This is a genomic window from Streptomyces marinisediminis (genome assembly GCF_026262575.1).
GTDB lineage: Bacteria > Actinomycetota > Actinomycetes > Streptomycetales > Streptomycetaceae > Streptomyces > Streptomyces marinisediminis.
Genome location: NZ_JAPKFL010000003.1, coordinates 19,394 through 39,570, shown reverse-complemented (window position 1 = coordinate 39,570; position 20,177 = coordinate 19,394). Strand labels below are relative to the sequence as shown.

At 76.4% G+C, this 20,177-nt stretch carries 15 protein-coding genes; 7 read left to right on the top strand and 8 right to left on the bottom strand.

Annotated elements, in window-relative coordinates; translation table 11 throughout:
- Nucleotides 1–9: 9 nt before the first annotated feature.
- Entirely contained in the window at nucleotides 10–1,599 is a 1,590-nt protein-coding gene (locus OSB71_RS03170) for an MFS transporter (RefSeq protein WP_265943913.1), read from the bottom strand.
- Nucleotides 1,600–1,747: 148 nt separating this feature from the next.
- Between OSB71_RS03170 and OSB71_RS03165 the strand changes: the two genes are divergently transcribed.
- A complete protein-coding gene (locus tag OSB71_RS03165; RefSeq protein ID WP_265943911.1) occupies nucleotides 1,748–2,353 on the top strand; it encodes a hypothetical protein in 606 nt (201 codons plus the stop codon).
- Nucleotides 2,354–2,449: 96 nt separating this feature from the next.
- Here OSB71_RS03165 and OSB71_RS03160 read toward each other — a convergent pair whose 3' ends face one another.
- Complete coding sequence (locus OSB71_RS03160) at nucleotides 2,450–3,781, bottom strand: LCP family protein (RefSeq protein ID WP_265943909.1); 1,332 nt, start codon at nucleotides 3,779–3,781, stop codon at nucleotides 2,450–2,452.
- A gap of 831 nt (nucleotides 3,782–4,612) precedes the next feature.
- On the opposite strand from OSB71_RS03160, the gene OSB71_RS03155 reads away from it, so the two are divergent.
- The 3 genes from OSB71_RS03155 (at nucleotide 4,613) to OSB71_RS03145 (ending at nucleotide 7,942) form a co-directional block, all read left to right on the top strand.
- Nucleotides 4,613–6,106: a hemolysin family protein gene (locus OSB71_RS03155; protein ID WP_265943907.1), complete on the top strand. Its 1,494-nt coding sequence runs from the start codon at nucleotides 4,613–4,615 to the stop codon at nucleotides 6,104–6,106.
- Nucleotides 6,103–7,122, top strand: coding sequence for a hemolysin family protein (locus OSB71_RS03150; RefSeq protein ID WP_265943906.1), 1,020 nt, complete (start codon nucleotides 6,103–6,105; stop codon nucleotides 7,120–7,122). Before OSB71_RS03155 ends, OSB71_RS03150 begins: the two co-directional genes overlap by 4 nt.
- 364 nt (nucleotides 7,123–7,486) lie before the next feature.
- A complete protein-coding gene (locus OSB71_RS03145) occupies nucleotides 7,487–7,942 on the top strand; it encodes a tellurite resistance TerB family protein (RefSeq protein WP_265943904.1) in 456 nt (151 codons plus the stop codon).
- Nucleotides 7,943–8,029: 87 nt separating this feature from the next.
- Here OSB71_RS03145 and OSB71_RS03140 read toward each other — a convergent pair whose 3' ends face one another.
- Nucleotides 8,030–8,779: a ZIP family metal transporter gene (locus OSB71_RS03140; RefSeq protein WP_265943902.1), complete on the bottom strand. Its 750-nt coding sequence runs from the start codon at nucleotides 8,777–8,779 to the stop codon at nucleotides 8,030–8,032.
- 61 nt (nucleotides 8,780–8,840) lie between these two features.
- On the bottom strand, nucleotides 8,841–9,443 hold the full coding sequence (locus OSB71_RS03135; RefSeq protein ID WP_265943900.1) for a hypothetical protein: 603 nt from the start codon (nucleotides 9,441–9,443) through the stop codon (nucleotides 8,841–8,843).
- A 220-nt stretch (nucleotides 9,444–9,663) separates the two neighbouring features.
- Between OSB71_RS03135 and OSB71_RS03130 the strand changes: the two genes are divergently transcribed.
- Nucleotides 9,664–10,494, top strand: a complete 831-nt coding sequence (locus OSB71_RS03130; protein ID WP_265943899.1) for a DUF1206 domain-containing protein — start codon at nucleotides 9,664–9,666, stop codon at nucleotides 10,492–10,494.
- 235 nt (nucleotides 10,495–10,729) lie between these two features.
- On the opposite strand, the gene OSB71_RS03125 is transcribed toward OSB71_RS03130, so the two are convergent.
- A complete protein-coding gene (locus OSB71_RS03125; protein ID WP_265943897.1) occupies nucleotides 10,730–12,184 on the bottom strand; it encodes an aminopeptidase P family protein in 1,455 nt (484 codons plus the stop codon).
- A gap of 190 nt (nucleotides 12,185–12,374) precedes the next feature.
- Nucleotides 12,375–13,994: a PP2C family protein-serine/threonine phosphatase gene (locus OSB71_RS03120; protein ID WP_265943895.1), complete on the bottom strand. Its 1,620-nt coding sequence runs from the start codon at nucleotides 13,992–13,994 to the stop codon at nucleotides 12,375–12,377.
- 763 nt (nucleotides 13,995–14,757) lie between these two features.
- Between OSB71_RS03120 and OSB71_RS03115 the strand changes: the two genes are divergently transcribed.
- Nucleotides 14,758–15,456 (top strand): bifunctional DNA primase/polymerase, encoded by a 699-nt coding sequence (locus tag OSB71_RS03115; protein WP_265943894.1) that lies wholly within the window; start codon nucleotides 14,758–14,760, stop codon nucleotides 15,454–15,456.
- A gap of 816 nt (nucleotides 15,457–16,272) precedes the next feature.
- Here OSB71_RS03115 and OSB71_RS03110 read toward each other — a convergent pair.
- Nucleotides 16,273–17,241: a DUF5926 family protein gene (locus OSB71_RS03110; protein WP_265943892.1), complete on the bottom strand. Its 969-nt coding sequence runs from the start codon at nucleotides 17,239–17,241 to the stop codon at nucleotides 16,273–16,275.
- 388 nt (nucleotides 17,242–17,629) lie between these two features.
- Complete coding sequence (locus OSB71_RS03105; protein WP_265943890.1) at nucleotides 17,630–18,178, bottom strand: ATP-binding protein; 549 nt, start codon at nucleotides 18,176–18,178, stop codon at nucleotides 17,630–17,632.
- Nucleotides 18,179–18,563: 385 nt separating this feature from the next.
- Here OSB71_RS03105 and OSB71_RS03100 point away from each other — a divergent pair, with 385 nt between their 5' ends.
- Complete coding sequence (locus OSB71_RS03100) at nucleotides 18,564–20,159, top strand: S1C family serine protease (RefSeq protein ID WP_265943888.1); 1,596 nt, start codon at nucleotides 18,564–18,566, stop codon at nucleotides 20,157–20,159.
- Nucleotides 20,160–20,177: the final 18 nt, after the last annotated feature.

Sequence of the window (20,177 nt, the reverse complement as noted above, 5' to 3'; positions counted from 1 at the left end):
CCGGCCGCCTCACCGCCCGCCGTCCCCCGGCGGCCGCCCCGGGTCCAGCGGCGGGGAGGCGACGCCGCAGTGCAGGTGGCACTCGGTGGTGCAGTGGGGCTCCGGCGCCCGACCGCCCTCCGCGCCCCGCGGCCGGCCGTGCTCCGGGCGCGCGCGGTCCGCAGGCGGAGTCGGGCGTTCCGCTTCCGGCTCCGCCAGCACGTCGCGGCGCACCGTCAGCCACGCCACCGCGGCCGCCGCCACCAGTAGCCCCGCGCACCACACCATCGCCGTGCGGAACGCGGCGTCGAACGCGGCGGGCTCGCGGTACGCCTCCGGGCCCATCCCGGCCAGCAGCGGCAGCGCGGCCACCGCCAGCAGGCCCGCCGCCCGGGCCACGGCGTTGTTCACCCCGCTCGCCAGCCCGGCCCGCGCGACGTCCACCGACGCCAGCACCGTGGCCGTCAGCGGTGCCACCAGCAGCACCATGCCCGCCCCGAGCACCAGCAGCGCGGGCAGCACGTCGACCCCGTAGGAGGCGTCGGGGCCGACCCGCGTCATCAGCAGCATCCCGCCCGCGCACAGCAGCGGTCCCACGGTGAGCGGCAGCCGGGGCCCGATGCGCTGACCGAGCGCACCGGAGCGCGCGGACAGCAGCAGCATCAGCACCGTCGTCGGCAGGAGCGCGGTGCCCGCCGCCAGCGCCGACCAGCCCAGCACCACCTGCAACTGCACCACGGACAGGAAGAAGAACCCGCCGAACGCCGCGTACACCCCGAGCGTCACCGCGTTGACGGCGGTGAACTGGCGCGAGGCGAACACCGACGGCGGCACCATCGGGTGCCGCAGCCGCCGCTCCAGCGCCACGAACGCGGCCCCGCACACCGCCCCGCCCACCGCCGTGCCCAGCACGACGGGCGACGCGCCCTGCTCGGGAGCGGCGATCAGCGCGTAGGTGACGCCGCCCAGCGCGAGCGCGGCCAGCACGGCGCCGGACACGTCGAACCGGCCGGAGGCGTCCGGGTCACGCGTCTCGGGGACGTGCCGCAGCGCCACCGGCACGCACACCAGCGCCAGCGGCACGTTCAGCCAGAACACCCACCGCCAGCCGGGCCCGTCCACCAGCCAGCCGCCCAGGAACGGGCCGACGGCCGCGGCCACTCCGCCCAGGCCCGACCAGGCGCCCACCGCGCGGGCCCGGTCGTCGGGGTGGAAGGTGGCCTGGATCAGCGCCAGCGAGCCGGGGGTGAGCAGCGCGCCGCCCACCCCCTGCAGCGCCCGCGCCGCGACCAGCACCCCGGCGTTCCACGCCAGCCCGCACAGCAGCGAGGCCAGCGCGAACCACACGATGCCCACGAGGAACACCCGCCGCCGCCCGTACCGGTCGCCGAGCGTGCCGCCGAGCAGGATCAGCCCGGCCAGGGTCAGCATGTAGGCGTTGACGGTCCACTGGAGCGCGCCGAGGTCGGCGTCGAGGTCGGTCCCGATGTGCGGCAGCGCGACGTTGACGACGGTGCTGTCCAGCAGCGCCATGCCCGAGCCCAGCACGGTGGTGAACAGCACCCACCGCCCCCGGCGCTCGCCGAGCCGCAACGCCGCCGTCCGCGGTGAGTCGCTCATACGGCGATCATCCGCCGCCCGGGGCCGCGCGTCACCCCGGCGCGGCGGTGGCGCGGCGGCGACGCGCACTACTCTGCGAAAGTTGACCGGAGCGGGACGCGAGGGCGGAGGGCGGTGAGCGAGCGTGCTGCGCCGGACCAGAAAGGCAGTGCGAACGGGCCCGTCCACCGGGGCGGCCCGCCGGGCCGAGCGGGCCGTGGCGGTGGCGACGGCCCTGGTGGCCGCGGTCGCCGTCGTGGCGCTGGGCGCGCACCTGCTCGGCCCGCACGGAGGGTTCGGCGGCGACGCCGGGGAGCCGCGCATGCGCCAGGCCCTGCCGGTGACGGCGGAGGCCGAGGAGGCGCTGCACCGGTTGGAGCGTGCCGGGCTGCCGGTCGAGCACGTCCGGACGGTGACGCCGCGCAGCGACCCCGACCGGCTGCTCGGCCACGCCGACGGCTACCGCAGCAAGCTCTCCTTCGAGGACCGCCGGGTCAACGGCGGCCTGGTGCTCGGCAACGACCCCGGGTCCGTCGCGCTCGGCGGTGTCATCGAGGTGTTCGCCGACGCCGCCTCCGCCCGCCGGCGCGCGCACCAGCTCCAGCGCGACGCGCTGGGGGTACCCTCGCGCGCCGAACGCGGCTACCTCGCCGGTCGCGTGCTGCTGCGCCTGTCCCCCTACCTCGCGGAACCGCAGGCGGCGGAGTACTCGCGGGCGCTCAAGGCCGCCCCGGTCCCGGGCGCGGTCCCCACCCCGCTCGTCCGCGAGGCGTGACACCGCGCCGCCTCGGGGGCACGGGCCGCCTGGCGGCACGCGCCGCCCTCGGGGTGCGCGCCGCACCGCGGCCCGCGGGGGTGCGGCGCGGGCGGGTCAGCCGCGCAGGTCGCGGAAGTCGTCGCCGATGACCAGGGTCAGCACGCCCGTGGGGGCCGTCGCGCCGCCGCCCGCGTCCGCCGCCTCGACCTCCGCGTCCGGCACCCGTCCGGACAGCACGCTGGCGTGCACCCGGTGCTCGGCGGGGTAGGTGATCGTGGTCCGCGGCGCGCCCCCGGGCGCGTTGCCCGTGCCGACGACCTGGAACCCCGCGCTGCGCAGCTCCTGGGCCACCTCGCCGGCGCGCCCCGGCTCCCCGGTGCCGTTGAGCACCTGGACGCGTACCTGGGACGGCGTCACGCCCGCGCTCTCCTCCGCGCTGGCCTCCAGCTCCGCCTTGTCCACCTCCTGGTCCTCGGCCAACCGGGTGAACAGCGTCTCCGCCTGCGGGTACTGCCACACCACGTTCGCGGTGTCGCTGGGGACGTCCAGCTCGCGCGGGTAGTTGGGCACGGTGAGGAACGTCAGCCGGTCGGTGGGGATGCCCTGCACGCTGCGCGCGAGGTCGTACAGGGGCTTGATCCCGGCCAGGTCCGCGTCCGTGGTGAGCGAGGAGGTGAAGGAGTCCAGGAAGCCGTACATGGCCTGCGGGTCGGCGAGCTTCGACTGCGCCTTGACGGCCAGCGTCTCCAGGAACTCCTGCTGCCGCTCGATGCGCCCGAGGTCGCTGCCGTTGCCCACGGCGTAGCGCGTGCGCACGTAGCCGAGGGCGTCCTCGCCCCCGAGCGTCTGGCAGCCCGCGGCCAGGTCCAGGTTGGCCTTCCGGTCGCGGATCGGCTCCTCGGGGCACACCTCGACGCCGTCGACCGCGTCGACCATGCCCTTGAAGCCGTTGAAGTCGATCGACATGAAGTGGTCCAGGCGCAGCCCGGTGTTCTGCTCGACGGTCTTGACGGCGCAGGTCGCCGCGCTGGAGACGTCGCCGTTCAGCCCGCCGATGGCGAACGAGGAGTTCAGCTTGAAGTGGTGCGGCTTGGACTGCGTGCCGTCGCCCTGGTCGCAGGAGGGGATCTGCACCCACGAGTCGCGCGGCAGCGAGACGACCGTGGCCCACTCCCGGCTCGCGGCGATGTGCACGATCATGATCGTGTCGGACTGCATCGTCTCGTAGCCCGAGCCGTACTCGCCGTCCGTGCCCTCGCGGCTGTCGGAGCCGACGACGAGGATGTTCTTGGCGCCCGGGCTCAGGTTGGCCGGCCGGTTGTCGCCCAGGCCCGTGTCGATGTCGGCCCCGGTGATGTTGCCGTCGAGGCTCTGGTACAGCCAGGCGCCCGTGCCGGCGGCGGCGAGCACCAGGCCGGAGAGCACCGCCGTGCTCCACAGCAGCACCCTGCGGCGCGTCGAACGCGGGGCCCTGCGGCCGCGCGAGCCGCCGGCGCGGCGCCGTCCGCCGCCCGTGCGGGCCCCGTCGCCCGGGGCCGGGGAATCCCCGGCGGCCCGGGAAGCGCTGTGTATACCGCCCACGCTGACGCCTTTCCCGTGGCGCGGGTGGAGCCGCCCGGGTTCCGGACGGGTTCGTGCCCGCGTCTGCTGTGCCGCTTGCCGTGCCTCGCTCGCCGTGCCCGGCCGTCGTACCGCCGCCCCGCGGCCGGAGCGGGCGGGCCGGGCCGTCGCGCGGAGAGACGGGACGACGCCGCCCCGGGTTCCGGGCCGGGCGCCTCCGCTCCGGTGGTGTGGGGCCCGGCGGGGCCGGGCACCGGCCGCCGGACAGGGCGCCGCCGCGGTTGCGGGACGGCGCGCGGCTGCCGACAGTACCAACAGGCGGCCGTCGCGGGCAGGGCCGTGATCTTGCGGCACCGCCGCCCGGGACGGCCGGTGCCGTGACGGTCGGAGCACGGCCCGGCGCGGACGGTGAGCCGACCGCCGGGGGACCCCGGGAAATGACCGACGGAAGGACCGACCGGGAGGACCAGGGAGGGCGGTGCCCCGAAGTGGCCGCGAAGGGTTGTGGTTTCCGCCACGTGTGAATATTTGCGTTTCCTTTACTATGCCCTATTAGAGAACTCGACGGCAGCGGGCATATCAGTCTTCCTGTCGTCCCGTACGTCGGGTCGTCCGCGCCCGAACCGAAAGGAGCCCTAGTCCCGTCATGGGCGAACCTCCCAGTACCAGCCGTGCCCTGCCCTTCCGACCGAAGCAGCCGGAAGTGGGGGTGGCACGGTGACCGAAGTGCTGCTTCTACTGCTCGCCCTGCTGCTCTGCCTGGCGTGCGCGGTCTTCGTCGCGGCCGAGTTCTCGCTGACCACCGTGGAACGCAGCGCGCTGGAGCGCGCCGCCGAGTCCGGTGAACGCGGCGCCGAGGGCGCCCTGCGCGCCGTGCGGCGGCTGACCTTCCAGCTCTCCGGCGCCCAGCTCGGCATCACCGTGACCTCCCTGGTCATCGGCATGCTCGCCGAGCCCTCGCTCGCCGTGCTGCTGCGCGGTCCGCTGGGCGCGCTCGGCATGTCGCAGACGGTCGCCTCGACGGTGGCGCTCGCCTTGGGCGTGGTCGTCTCGACCGTCGTCCTCATGGTCGTGGGCGAGCTCGTGCCCAAGAACTGGGCGATCTCCCGCCCCCTGGCCGTCGCCAAGGTGGTCGCCGGGCCGCAACGGGGCTTCACCGCCGTCTTCTCGCCCCTCATCCACCACCTGAACGAGACGGCCAACCGGCTGGTGCGGCGCATGGGCCTGGAGCCCGCCGAGGAACTCGCCTCCGCGCGCACCCCCGGCGAGCTGATCGCGCTCGCCCAGCACTCCGCCGCCGAGGGCGCTATCGAGGCCGACTCCGCGGAGCTGTTCGTGCGCACGCTGCACCTGGGCGAGCTGACGGCCGAGAACGTCATGACCCCGCGGGTGGACGTCAAGGCGCTGGAGGTGCACGCCACCGCCGCCGACGCGGCCAACCTGACGCTCGCCACCGGCCTCTCCCGCTTCCCCGTGTACCGGGGGACGCTGGACGAGGTCATCGGCATCGTCCACGTCCGCGACGTGCTCGCCCTGGAGGAAGCGCGGCGCGGGTTCACCCCCGTCGGGGAGCTGGCCGCCGAGCCGCTGTTCGTCCCCGACACCCTGCCGGTGGACCGGCTGCTGGACCGGCTGCGCGGCCACCGCACCATGGCCGTCGTCGTCGACGAGTACGGCGGCACGGCCGGCGTCGCGACGCTGGAGGACATCGTGGAGGAGGTCGTGGGCGAGGTCCGCGACGAGCACGACCCGGAGGAGCACCCCGGCCTGCTGCCCACCGAGGGCACCGGCTCGGGCGCGCCCGTCTGGGACGCCGAGGGCAGCGTCCGCATGGACGAGCTGGCCGCGATCGGCCTGCTCGCCCCCGAGGGCCCCTACGAGACGCTGGCCGGGCTCATCGCCGCCCGCCTGGAGCGCATCCCCGCCAAGGGCGACCGGGTGGCGCTGGACGGCTGGGAGCTCGCGGTGCTGGAGACCGACCACCACCGCGCCGACCGCGTCCGCATCACCGGCCCGGTCGGCGCCACGGACAGCGCCGCCCCGCGCGGCACCGCGGAGCGCACGGCGGACGGCGGGCGGGAGCGCACCGTGCCCCGCGCCGCCCGCGGCCGCGCGGCCGACGACGCGCGCGGCGGCCCGCTCGACGACGCGCGCGGCGGCCCAGACGGCCCGGCCGACGACGCCCGCCGCGCGATGGAGGACGTGCGATGACCGCGCTGCAACTCACCATCGGCGCCCTCACCCTGTTCACGAACGCGTTCTTCGTGGGCGCCGAGTTCGCCCTGATCTCGGTGCGCCGCAGCCAGATCGAACCGCTGGCCAAGGAGGGCGACAAGCGCGCCCGCACGGTGCTGTGGGGCCTGGAGCACGTCTCGGTGCTGATGGCCACCGCCCAGCTCGGCATCACCGTCTCCTCGCTGGTCCTCGGCATGGTGGCCGAGCCGGCCATGGCGCACCTGCTGGAGCCGCCGTTCGAGGCCCTCCACGTCCCGCACGCGCTGGTGCACCCGATCGCGTTCGCCATCGCGCTGACGCTGGCGACGTACCTGCACATGCTGATCGGCGAGATGGTGCCCAAGAACATCGCCCTGGCGGCGCCCGAGCGCACCGCGCTCGTCCTCGGCCCGGCGCTGGTCGGCGTCACCCGGGTGGTGCGTCCGGTGGTGTTCGGCATCAACAAGCTGGCCAACGTGCTGCTGCGGCTGCTGAAGGTCGAGCCCAAGGACGAGGTCGCCTCCGTCTTCACCGACGACGAGCTCGCCCGGCTGGTGGAGGACTCCCGCGCGGCGGGCCTGCTGGAAGAGGGCGACAGCGAGCGCCTGCGGGACGCGCTGGAACTGGGTCGCCGCCCGGTCGGCACCGTGGTCGTGCCGCTCGGCCGCATGGTCACCGTCGGCCAGGGCGTCACCCCGGCGCAACTGGAGCGGGCCGCCACCGCCTCCGGGTACTCCCGCTTCCCGGTCACCGGGCCCGGCGGCACGGTGCTGGGCTACCTGCACATCAAGGACGCGCTCGGCGTCGCCCGGGACAGGCCGTTCCCGCGCGCCACGCTGCACAAGGTGATCCGGGTGCGCATCGACACCCCGCTGGACGACGCGCTCACCGCCATGCGCGCGGGCGGCACGCACCTCGCCGCCGTCACCGGAGACAAGGGCGTGGTGCTCGGCTTCGTCACGATGGGCGACGTCCTGGAGGAGCTCGTCGGCTCCACCCCCGGGGTCGGCTGACACCGGGCGGCGGAACCCGGCCGGGCCGGGCGGCTCCCGTGGCCGCCCGGCCCGGCCGCGCCGTGCACCCGCGCCGTGCCCGCGCGCCGTGCCCCCGCGCCGTGCCCGCGCGCCGTCCCGGGCCCTCCCCGCGCCGTTTCCGCGTCACCCCCGCGCGCCCCCTCGCCGCTCCGCGCGACGGGGGAACTTCTTTACCGGGCCCGAAGTTGGGCAGGTACGGGCGTACGGGGGCCGGAGCGCACGGACGCACGCGCCCGCCCTGCTCCGTCACGCCATTCCGGGAGGACGGCGCGGCGGGGCGACGTCCGCGGGCAGGGCCCCGACGGAACGACCACCGGAAACCCGCACCACGAGGAGAACACGCATGGCACTCTGGGACCGCCTCAAGGAAGCCGCTCAGCAGATGCAGGGCCAGCTCGAGCAGCGCAAGGGCGAGCTCAAGGGGGCGGGCTTCCGCGACGCGAGCATGGCGATGTGCGCCCTCGTCGCGGCGGCCGACGGCTCCGTCGACCCGGCCGAGCGGCAGCGCGTCAGCCAGCTCATCACCTCCAACACCACCCTGCAGAACTTCCCGCCGCAGGACCTGGAGCAGCGCTTCAACGGCTACGTCGACCAGCTCACCCGCGACTTCGCCTTCGGCAAGGTGAACGTGCTCCAGGAGGTCGCCAAGGCGAAGAAGAAGCCGGTGGAGGCCCGCGCCGTGATCCAGATCGGCATCGTGATCGGCGGTGCGGACGGGCACTTCGACTCCGACGAGCGCGCCATGGTCCGCGAGGCGTGCTACGCCCTCGACCTGCCCCCGCACGAGTTCGACGTGTGACACCGCCCCGCGCGGCGCCCCGCGCGGGCGTCGCGCGGCCCCGGCCCGCCCGCGCCGGCCGGACGGGGTCGCGCGGGAGCGGGGCGCTCACGCCTGGGACAGCGCGAAGGCGGCGAGGAAGCCGGCGACCGTGACCAGGCCCGTCAGCAGGTGCGCCTGCGCGAACGCCTCCGGGATCATGGTGTCGGCGATCATCGCCAGGATCGCCCCCGCCGCCAGCGCCGTGACCCCGGCCAGCGCCGCGTCCGGCATCCCGGCCAGCACCGTGCGCCCCAGCAGCGCCGAGACGCCGCTGACCAGCGCGATGCCGGACCACAGGCCGAACACGTAGCGCGGGCTCCGCCCCGCCCGCCGCATGCCCGACGCGCTGGAGAGCCCCTCCGGCACGTTGCTGACGAACACCGCGCCCACCGTCGCCGCGCTCACCGCGCCGCCACCGATCAGGCTGGCACCGATGACCACCGACTCCGGCACCCCGTCCAGCAGCGCGCCGAGCGCGATCGCGCTGCCCGACCCCGGCCGCTCGCCCTCCGAGGGCTGCTGCCCGCCGGACCGCTTGCGGTGCCGCGCACCCCGTCGCGCGAGCACGGCGTCGGCCCCGGTGTAGAGGGCCGCGCCGAGCGCCGCGCCCAGCGCGGTCGGCGCCAGCCCACCGCGCTCGTGCGCGTCGTCGATCAGCTCGAACGACACCGCGGACAGCAGTACGCCGCTGCCGAACGCCATGACCAGCGCCACCCACCGCGGCGGCACCCGCAGCGCGTAGCCGAGCAGCGCGCCCAGGACCAGCGCGGCCCCGGCCAGCAGCCCCCAGCCACCCGCGACCAGCGCGTCCAGCACCGCCCACCTCCGTCCGTCGCCCCGCGATCCGGCCGACCGGAGTACTCCGGCCGCGTCGGCGCTACGTCCCGCCCCGCCGCCCGAGCCACAGGGCGCCGCCGAGCAGCGCCAGCACGCCCGCACCGCCGAGCGCCCATCCGGCGGTCACGGTGGCGCCGCCCCCGGCGTCGGTCTCCGCGACCTTCCGGGGCGGCGCGCCGGGCGGGGCCCGGTGGGCGTCACCACCCGCGTCACGCACCCCGTCGCCCCCGCCGGCGTGCCCGGTGCTCCCCGCGCTCCCGGGGCCGCCCGCGACGGTGAAGCTGGCGCTGAACGGGCCCTCGCCCCCGCACACCACGTTCACCCGGTAGTAGCCGGGCGCCGCGTCCTCGGGGACGACCCCGGTGCCGCCGACCATGTCGCGCAGCGGGCCCAGGCGCAGGTCGGGGAAGCGCTCACCGTCCGGCGGCGGCACGAAGCTCGCGGTGCCGGTGGCCGCCGCGCAGGCGCCGCCGTCCAGGACGGAGAACTCCTGCCCCGGCGCGACGCGCGTGGGCTGGACGATCACCCCGCGCCCCGGGTCGGCCTCGGCCGCCGCGGCGGCACCGGCCGACGGTCCCGCGACGGCGACGACGGCCACCGCGCAGGCGGCGGCGAGGGGCGCCGGGGGCCTCGGTCCGGGCATGCTGCACTCCTGGGGCTCCTCGGATCTCCGTCGGTCTCCTCGACGCGGCGAGCGCCGGGCGCGCGCCGCCCGCCCATCGCACCCCGGCGCGCGCCCGCCGACCACCCGGCGTGCGCCGAACGGGCGAGCCGCCCGCCCGCGCCCCCGTTTCCGGGTGCGTCGCCGGGGCAGGCGGGAGCGCAAGGCAGGAGCACGTCAACAGCTCGGGGAGGCCAGTGACATGAGTGCGGGCTTGTCAGTGGGCAAGGGACGCCGCGTCGCCCGGCAGGCGGCACACAGCTCCGCCATGGACGCCGCGGCGCGCTGGGGGCTGGCCGCCCGCGGCGTGCTCTACGTGCTCATCGGGCTGCTGGCGCTCCAGATCGCCTTCGGCGACGGCGCCGCGCAGGCGGACCAGGCGGGCGCGATCCAGGAGGTGTCGCAGGAGCCGTTCGGCGCGGCGGTGGTCTGGGCGGTCGGGATCGGCCTGGCCGGCCTGGCCCTGTGGCGGCTGTCCGAGGCGCTGTTCGGGGCGTCGGGGCCGGACGGGCACCGCGCCTCGCACCGCGCCGTCTCCGGTGCCCGGTTCGTCGTCTACGCCTTCCTGGCCTACTCGGTGCTGCGCTTCGCCACCGGCGGCGGCAGCGGCTCCAGCGACGCCCGCTCGCAGGACTTCACCGCCCGCGCGCTGGAGCTGCCCGCCGGGCGCTGGCTGGTGGGCGCCGCCGGCCTCGCCGTCCTGGCCGCCGGGCTGTACATCGCCGTCAAGGGGCTGCGCAGGAAGTTCCGGGAGGAGCTGAAGCTGTCCGCCATGTCGCGGCGGCAGCGCAAGGTGGTGGACGTCCTCGGCGTGGTCGGCGGCGTCTGCCGCGGCGTGGTCTTCGCCGCCGCCGGGGTCTTCGTCCTCCAGGCCGCCTGGACCGCCGACCCGGACGAGGCCAAGGGCATCGACCAGACCCTGCGCGGCTTCGCGGACACCCCCGCCGGGCCCTGGCTGCTGGCCGCGATAGCCGTCGGCCTGGCCCTGTTCGGCGCCTTCTCGCTCGCCCTGGCCCGCTGGCGCAGGGTCTGACGCCGCCGGGCGGCGGGGCGCCGGGCGAGCGGCGGGGTGACGCAGGGGCGCCCGGTACCACGACGGCCCACGACGGCGGCCCGGACCGGGTGGACCGGTCCGGGCCGCCGTCGTGGTGCGTCAGACCGCGGTGGCGGGCAGCCGCCGTGCGGTGGACGGCCGTGCGGCGGCCGGGGGCCACCCGGACGGCGGGCCCGTCCGGCCGGCGGGCCCGCCGGCGCCGACGCGCCCGGCCTCAGCCCCGGAGCGAGGCCATCCACGCCTCGACGTCCGCCGAGGTGCGCGGCAGCGCGTCCGACAGGTTCCGGTTGCCGTCCTCGGTGACGAGGATGTCGTCCTCGATGCGCACGCCGATGCCCCGGTACTCCTCCGGCACCGTGAGGTCGTCGGACTGGAAGTACAGGCCCGGCTCGACGGTCAGGCACATGCCGGGCTCCAGGGTGCCTTCCGCGTACGCCTCGCGGCGGGCGGAGGCGCAGTCGTGCACGTCCAGGCCGAGCATGTGGCCGGTGCCGTGCAGGGTCCAGCGCCGCTGGAGGCCCAGTTCGAGCACCTTCTCCACCGGCCCGTCCAGCAGGCCCCACTCCACGAGGCGCTCGGCGAGCACGCGCTGGGCGGCGTGGTGGAAGTCCAGGTACTTCGCGCCCGGCCTGACGGCGGCGATACCCGCCTCCTGGGCGTCGTACACCGCGTCGTAGATCTTGCGCTGGAGCTCGCTGAAGGTGCCGTTGACCGGCATGGTGCGCGTGACGTCGGCGGTGTAGAGCGTGTGCGTCTCCACCCCCGCGTCCAGGAGCAGCAGCTCGCCCGAGCGCACCGGGCCGTCGTTGCGCACCCAGTGCAGGGTGGTGGCGTGCGGGCCCGCGGCGCAGATCGAGCCGTACCCGATGTCGTTGCCCTCCACCCGTGCGCGCAGGAAGAACGTCCCCTCGATGTACCGCTCCGAGGTGGCCTCCGCCTTGTCCAGCACGCGGACGACGTCCTCGAAGCCGCGGACGGTGGAGTCCACCGCCTTCTGCAGTTCGCCGATCTCGAACTCGTCCTTGACCAGCCGGCTCTCGGACAGGTAGACGCGCAGTTCCTCGTCCCGCTCGGCGGTCACCTTGTCGGCGAGCGCGGCCTCCACGCGGGCGTCGTAACCGCGCACGACGCGCACCGGTCCGGTGGCCTCCGCGAGCGTGTCGGTGACCGTGCGCACGTCGGCGCAGGGCAGGCCGTAGAGCTGCTCGCCTTCGGTGAGGCTGTTGCGGCGGCCGACCCACAGCTCGCCCTGGCCGTCGAGCCAGAACTCGCCGTTCTCCCGGTCCGAGCGCGGCAGCAGGTACAGCGTCGCGTCGTGGCCGCCGGCGCGCGGCTCCATGACCAGGACGCCGTCCTCGGTCTGGTTGCCCGTGAGGTAGGCGTACTCCACGGACGCGCGGAAGCTGTACTCGGTGTCGTTCGAGCGCGTTTTGAGGTTGCCCGCGGGAATGACCAGGCGCTCGCCGGGGAAGCGCTCCGAGAGCGCCGCGCGCCGCCGCGCGGTGTGCCCGGCCTGGGCGATCGGCTCCAGGTCGCGCCGCTCGGTGTCGGCCCAACCGCCCTTCATGTTCTCGGCCAGCTCGTCGGACACGCCTGGGTACAGACCGTTCTTCCGCTGCTTGATGGGCTGCTCGTCTTCCGGGGTCTCCGGCGACTGCTGCTCGGCCACGTCGCTGCCTCCTTGCGTACGTCACGGGGGGCCAGTGCCCATCGTATGTCCGCGCGAGGGGTGACCCCAGGGCGTGCGCCGTGACGCGGGCGCCGGGCCCGGCGCCCGGACGGCGCGCGGAGCGGGCGGGGGCGGGCCGGGGCGGGGCCGGGGCGGCGCTTCCCGCTTCGGCAGCGGACGGCTCGCCTGCTCAGAAGCGGACGGCCAGGAGCACGACGTCCTCCTCGCTGTCCGCGTCCGCCAGCCCGTCGGGGAGCACGGTGTGCAGGACGTGGTCGGCCAGCGCCTCGGGGTCGTCGCGCACCGACGGCGCGGCGGCGAGCGCGGCGGCGTGCAGCCGGGCGAAGGCCCGGTCCGTGGGCTCGCCGGTGCGCTGCACGAGCCCGTCGCTGTACAGCAGGAGCGTTTCACCAGGCGCGAGGTCCAGCTCCAGACTGGGCGCCTCCCAGCAGGCGAGCATGGTGAGGGGCGCGGAGAGCGTCGTCTCGGCGAACTCGCAGCGGGACGGCCCCACGATCAGCGGCGGGCAGTGCCCGGCCCCGGCGACGGTGACGCGCCGCACGGCGGGTTCCGCGTAGCCGAACAGCGCGGTGGCCGGCCGCGCCGGCTCCGTCAGCCGCAGCAGGAGTTCCAGGTCGGACAGGACGGCGACCGGGTCCTCGCCCTCCATGACGGCGTAGGCCCGCAGCGCCGCGCGCAGCCGCCCGGCGGCGGCGGGCACCCCCGGCCCCGTGCCGCTGACGCCGCCCACGGAGAGACCGAGCGCGCCCTCGGGCAGCGGCAGCACGTCGTACCAGTCGCCACCGCCGCGCGGGCCGGTGCGGTGCCGCACGGCGATCCGCACGCCGGGCACGCGCGGCAGCCGACTGGGCAGGAGCTCCTCGCGCACGGCGTCGAGAGCGGTGCGGGCGCGGCTGAGCTCCAGGCGGCGGGCGACGTGCTCGGTGGCGCAGCCGAGGTACAGGCCGAGCAGGTGCCGCTGCCGCTCCGACGGTGCGGTGGGCTCGTCGTACAGCCACACCGCCGCCCCGAGCCGGGGCGTGCGCGCGCCGCCCGCCTCGGGGCGCGGTGCGGTGGCCAGGGGGACGGCGTAGCTGGCGGCGTACCCGAGCCGGGCGGCCACCTCGCGGTGCCGGGGGTCCAGCCCCTCCTCACGGGCGATGTCCGGGTGCGCGACCTCCGCCGCGCCCGGCGCCCACCCGCCCGGCGCGCCCCCGCCCGCGCCGCCCGCGCCGGGGGTGGCGCTCGCGGCGGAGGCGGCGCCCGCGGCGGAGGCGGCGCCCGCGGGGGAGGGGCCCCGGCCGCCCGCCGATGCGGGGCGGCCGTCGAGCAGGGGGCCGAAGTTCGCCGCCGCGGGAACCGTCTCGATCTGGCCCAGGTCGGCGTGGCCCAGGCCGAGGCCCACGGTGCGGCGCGGACCGAGCCCGTCCGCCGGGTCCAGCGCGAGGACGCCGCGCCGGGCGCCGACGAGGGCGGCGCCACCGCGCAGGGTCTCGCGCAGGGCGGCGTCGAGCGTGTCGGTGCGGGCGAGCCGCTCGGTGAGGTGGTGCAGCGTGGTGAGGTCGGAGATCCACCCCGCGAGGCGGTCCCGCACGGCGGCGGGTTGCGCGACGGGACGAGGGCAGGACTCCGGCGCGCCGGGCAGCGCCCGGTGCATCACCCGCCCGGTGGCCGTCAGGCCGGAGCGTACCCGCCCTTCGGCCGGACGCCCCAGCATCGACCGCGTCGCGCCCGCGGGCGGGCCAGTGTCCTCGGGCGAGGTGGAGGGCGGATTGATTCCGGCCACTTTCGACTGTTGGTGTGCGCTCATGACGAGCAGCTCCCGCCAGGGGTGATCTCCCGCAAACGCATCGCATACCCCCATGTCGTGCTGCTCTGCTCAGATGTGTCCAGATCTACACGGCGTGACGACCACGTGTCCAGCACTGCCCTGCTCGGGAGTGCTGGTGTCCACGGCACCCTCGGCCCTGAGGCGCCGCGTGCCCCACTCCGTGAAATGGCGCGAAAAGCACCCTGGGCACGCGTGATCACGGTCGGATGGCGGGTGTCAGCGGAGGACACGCGGCACGCCCTCGCACGTGGGATGCTGGGGCTCGCACACCGCGCGTTCGGGCCGGAACCCGCTGGCGGGGTCGCGCGTCGTACTCGGTGAGGCTCGCCCCTCGGACGTCCGGTGGTTCGCGACACGCGGGGCCGCCCCCGAGGGTGAGATGCTCAAGGCCCGGGTACGCGCTAGCAGGCAGCACGCACAGGCACGTCGAGCAGGCACAGCCGGCACGGACCGTTCCCGGTACGGACGAGTACGCGCCCCGGTGCACACGAGTACGCGGCGGTACGTGGAAGTACGCAGCAGTACGTAGTACGACAGAGACCACGAGCGCCCCTGGCCGCGCCACCCCCCGCCACGTTCCACGCTCGGCTTACGGCACGAACGCGCCGCTCCGCACAGGCAGTACGAGCAGTACCGGCAGCACGACGACCAGTACCCGCGCAGTACGAGCACCGTGCGGTGCGCCACCCCAGGCCGCCGAGCTGTCGGTGTTTACGGACGTAACGGAAAGGAACGAGCGCTCATGCGCGAGATCCTCGGAAGGCGAAGCGTGACCCGATGGGCGCGGCGCAGTGCCGCCCTGACCTGCGCCACCGCGTGGCAGTGGCCCGTGGTGCCGGGCGCCGAGCTACGGGAACCCCGGCGCGCCGGGCGCCGCCGCGCCCCGGGTCGCGCCCGCCGCGCGGACCCCCGCGCGGACGCCACCTGCGCCTGCCCGCTCCCGGACTGCCCGGTGCCCGGCGCCCACCCGCTCGACCCTGACCTGCTCGCCGCCACCACCGACGCGCGCATGGTGCGCTGGTGGTGGACGCAGCGGCCCGGCGCCTCCGTGATCCTGGCCACCGGGGGCCGGGCGCCGTGCGCGCTCAGCCTTCCCGCACCGGCCGCCACCCTGGCCCTGGCCGACCTCGACGAGCGCGGCCTGCGCACCGGTCCCGTCCTCACCACGCCCACCCGGGCCATCCTGCTCGTGCGCCCCTACGACCTGGCCGAACTCGGCGAGCTGCTGCACGCCCGCGACTACGTGCCGACCTCGCTGCGCTTCCACGGCCAGGGCGGCTACGTCCCGCTGCCGCCCACCCAGACCCCGGCCGGCCCGGTGTGCTGGATTCGCGCTCCGCGGGGCCCGGAACCGTACCTGCCGTCCGCGGCGGAACTCCTGGACGCCCTCATCGACGCCGGCAGCGCGGCGCCCGACACCGGGAACCGCCTGGCGCACTGAGGCGGGCGGCCGGGGCGATTCGGGGCATAGAAAAGCCCGGTCGCTGGCGACGGGGGATGCACCAGCGACCGGGCTCACGGAAAAGGTAACAAGAAAAACGCCGTCCGCACATCCCGTTGCGCCGTTCGATGTACCGATTCCCCTGCTCAAACGGGGAGTTGTGACGAGCGTCACTACTTCTTGAGCATTCAATTAGCTCTCCGCCCAACACGCATTACCCCACGTAACTCAGTTTCCCGCCATTCCGCTCCCCCGGGGCGCGCATTAACTCCCGGCGCCGCACGGGCGCGGCTGTGCCGCGGGCCGCCGGCCCCGGGCGCGGACGGCCGTGGCACGGCGCGCGGTGAGGGTGGCGTCGGGGCGGCCGGCGTCCGGGCGGCGAGCACCGTGGTCGGACGGTCGCCGACGACCACGGTCGGCGGCGTGGGGCGGAGAACCGGTGGCCGGACCCCGCCGCCGCGGCACCGTCGGCAGCCGCCGGGGCGACTCCGGCCCCGGACGCCCCGGGCCCCGCCCCGTGCGCTCGGGGGCCGGTGCGGAACCCGGCGAGTCGCCGCCGCCCGGGGCGCGGCGGCGGCCCGGTGGGCGCTCCCGTGCCGTCGGCCGGGGCGGCGTCCGGGCGCGCGTGAGGGCGGGCCCGCCCGCCCCCGGCGCGGCTCGGTGTCCGGCGGCTTCCCGCCGACCGGTCGGTGCCCGACGGCGCCAGGCCCACCGGCCGCCGAGGGGCCGCGCCAGCGGGTCGTGCCCGGCCGGGCGCCGGAGGCCGACCGGACGGCGCGTGCCCCGCCGGTCGGCGGGCGGCCGGCATCCGCGGCGTCAGCTCAGCGTGATCTGGCGGTTGGTCAGCCCGCTGCGCGCCCGGCGCTCGTCGGCGGTCAGCGGCGCCTCGTCGGCCAACGCCTCGCCCAGCCGCTCGGCGAAGGCCGCGGCGGGCTTCTCGCAGTCCTCGGCGCCCATCGCGCTCGGCAGGTCCCACACCGGCACCATCAGGCCGTGCGCCCGGAAGGAGCCCACCAGCCGCGTGCCCTCGCCGAGCCCGGAGGCCCCGGCGGCGTGCAGGCGGGCGAGCGCGTTCATCAGCCGCTCCTCCGCGTGCGGCATGACCCAGCGCAGGTGGTTCTTCTCCGGCGTGCGGCACCAGTACGCCGCCTCCACCCCGGTCAGCCGACTCGTCGGCAGCGCGGCGGCGTTCGCCCGCTCCAGGGAGGCGGCTACCTCACCGGTGGCGTTCTCGGCGTCCGACAGCCAGAACTCGAACCCCTCGTGCACCTCCGGCACGAACGGCGCGGCGAGGTCCAGCACGTCCTGGAGGCGCGGTCCTTCGGTCTCCGCCCGCCCGGCGCCCACCGGCTGCCCGAGCTCGGCGGTCAGCGCGCGGCGCAGCACGTCGGCCAGGTCGCGGCTGAGGTCGCCGGAGGCGGTGTCGTTCTGCAGCCCGATCATCACCGAGCCGTCGTCGCGCCGCAGCGCGGGCCAGGCCATCGGCAGCACCGTGGCCAGGGTGACCGAGGGCACGTCCGCGGGGAGGCCCTCCCGGAGCGCCAGCGGCGCGGTGGCGGCCGGCACCAGTTCGCGCAGGGCCACCCAGTCGCACTCGCCGGGCAGGCCCTCGAACGGCCGCCGCACCAGTTCGGCCGCCGCCTGCGCGGCCGCCCGCCCGTGGCACGCCTTGTAGCGTCGGCCCGAGCCGCACGGGCAGGGTTCGCGGGCGCCGACGACCGGAACCTCTCCGTCGACACGCTGCGGCTTCGCGGCCTGGGGCTGGGGGCGACGCTTCTTGGCCATGGATGGATCTCCGTGAGGACGACCCGGCACCCCGCGCGGGGCCGCCGAGTGCGGACGACTGCTGGGCCGGCGGCCCGCCGTGCGTCTCACCCCCCGACACGCGGCAGCGCGCGAGCGCGGGACGCCGTACGCGCCACCGCGCGCGAGCTTAGGCCACCGGCGGCCCCACCCGCTGACCGCACGCCGCCCGCGCCGCTCCCCCGCACCTCGCCCCGGCGTCCGTCCGCGGGAGGCGGGAGGCGGGGTGCCGGACGTGCGGGGCGCGGGGTGCTGGGCGCACAGGGGCGCGCGGAGCGCACAGCGCGCGCGGGGTGCACGAGCGCCCGGCCGCGTCCGCCAGGGTCGCCGACCGGGGCACAGCGCGCGCGGCGTGCACACGGGCACGGCCTCAGACGCCGAACCCGCCCAGGCTGCCCAGGCCCTCCAACTCCTCCAGCCCGCCGACCCGGTAGCGCTCCTCGGCGGACCGGGGGCCGACGCCCCCCGCCCGCCCGCCGACCTCGCCGCCTCCCTCGGCGACGAGTACCGCCCACACCGTGACGGCGTCCTCGTCGACGTCCTCGCGCACGCCCCAGGCGGCGGCGAGCGAGGTGATGATGGACAGGCCGCGGCCGCCACGCGCCGTCACCGAAGGCGTCGACGGCAGGGGCCGGGTGGGCCCGCCGCCGTCCGTCACCGCGATGGTGACCTCGCCGTCGGCGCCCCGGTGCCAGCCCGCCCGGACGGAGTCGTCCGGCGGCAGCGGACGCGCGTGGCGGTAGGCGTTCGACAGCAGTTCGGAGAGGATGAGGACGGCGTCGTCGACCACCGCGTCCGGCGCCCCGGACGCGCGCAGCTCGCCGCGCATCCGCCGCCGTGCCAGGCCGACACCGATGGGCCCATGGGGGACGGCCATCGTCGAAGAAGTCGGCACTTCCTGTGCCACCACCAACGCCACCCCCGGAACCTCCTCTGCCCCACGCACGTGATGGATGCCCTTCACACCCAGGCTGGAAACCGCCCCACCCGCCCCTGTTGACGCACGGTCGCCACATCGGTACGCGGCGCGTGCGCCGGTGCACGCCGGGTGAGCGGCGCCGCCGCGCGACGGCACGGGCGGCGGACGCGCGCCGCGTCCCGCGTCACACCCGCTCGTCGCGACGGCCCCGGCAACCGGGGCGTATGTGCCGGGTGTAAGGGCGACGGGGGAGGGCAGCCGCATGGCTTACGCCGCCCTGACGTTCCATGGGACAAGCTGATGGCACACGGGAGGAAGGGCGAACCGCCCCTCCCCTCCTCCCCCCTGCACCGCGTGACGACTCTGCATCCCTGAGGAGACTGCTGTGAGCACCGAGCACGAGGGCGTCGACCGGTCGCCTGAGGAGCGCCGCGACGCCGACCCGACGGCGCCCGGCGACCGCGTGCCCCCGGTGGCGTCGCCCGGCACGTCTGAGCGCGCCCCGGGCGACCACGCGACGGCCCCGCCGCCCCCGGCCGCCCCGGCCCCCACCGCCCACCCGGCCGGCCCCCCGCCCGCCGAACCACCCCCCACGCCCCGGCAGCCGCCCCCGCACCCCACCGCCGCTCCCGCCCACCCCGCCCACGACCCGGACGGCCCCGGCCACGGCGCCGACTACGGCGTCGGCGGCCCCGGCGGCCCGGCCGGCGGCCAGGGCGGTGGCGGCTACGGCACGGGCGCCCACGAGACCGGCGGCCACGGCACGGGGGGCTACGGCGCCGGTGGCTACGGCGGCCAGGCCCCCGGCGGCGGCCCGGCGCAGCCCTGGGGCGCCCCGCCGCCCCCGCCCGCTCCGAAGAAGCGCCGCGGCGGGCTCATCGCCGCGCTGGCGGCGGGAGCCCTCCTCGCGGGCGGCGTCGGCGGCGGCGTGGGCTTCTTCGCCGCCGAGCGGTCAGACTCCGCGGCCTCCGAGACGGTCCACGGCGGCACCTCCGGCGAGCAGACCGTGCAGCGCGCCCCCGACTCCGTCGCCGGCATCGCCGCCGACGCGCTGCCCAGCGTCGTCACGATCGAGGTCAACGGCGGCAGCGGCACCGGCCCCGGCGGCGGCACCGGCACCGGGTTCGTCTTCGACAAGCAGGGCCACATCCTCACCAACAACCACGTCGTCGCCAGCGCGGCCCGCGGCGCCGAGATCACCACGGTGTTCTCCGACGGCAAGCAGTACGACGCCGAGGTGGTCGGCCGCGCCGAGGGCTACGACGTCGCCGTCATCAAGCTCACCGACCCCGAGGGCGCCGACCTCACCCCGCTCCCGCTCGGCGACTCCGACGAGGTGGCCGTCGGCGACTCCACCATCGCCATCGGCGCCCCCTTCGGCCTCTCCGGCACCGTCACCACGGGCATCGTCAGCGCGCTCAACCGCCCCGTCGCCTCCAGCGACGCCCAGGGCTCCGCGGCGTCCTACATGAGCGCCCTCCAGACGGACGCCTCCATCAACCCGGGCAACTCCGGCGGGCCGCTGCTCAACGCCGACGGCGAGGTCATCGGCGTCAACTCCGCCATCCAGTCGCCCGGTAGCGGCCCGATGGAGCAGGCGGGCAGCGTCGGCCTCGGCTTCGCCATTCCCGTCGACCAGGCCGAACGCGTGGCCAAGACCCTGATCGAGACGGGCGAGCCGGTGTACCCGATCATCGGGGCCACCGTCGAGATGAGCCAGGGCACCGACGGGGCCGTCATCGCCGACGGGGGCGCCGGAGGCAGCGAGGCCATCACCCCGGGCGGCCCGGCCGACGATGCGGGCCTGCGCCCGGGCGACGTCATCACCAAGTTCGACGGCACCGTCATCGACAGCGGCCCCACCCTGATCAGCGAGATCTGGACCCACGCCCCGGGCGACCGCGTCACCCTCACCTACGAGCGCGACGGCCAGTCCCGGCAGACGCAACTCACCCTCGACCAGCGCGTGGGCGACGACTGACGCCACCCGTTACGCTGT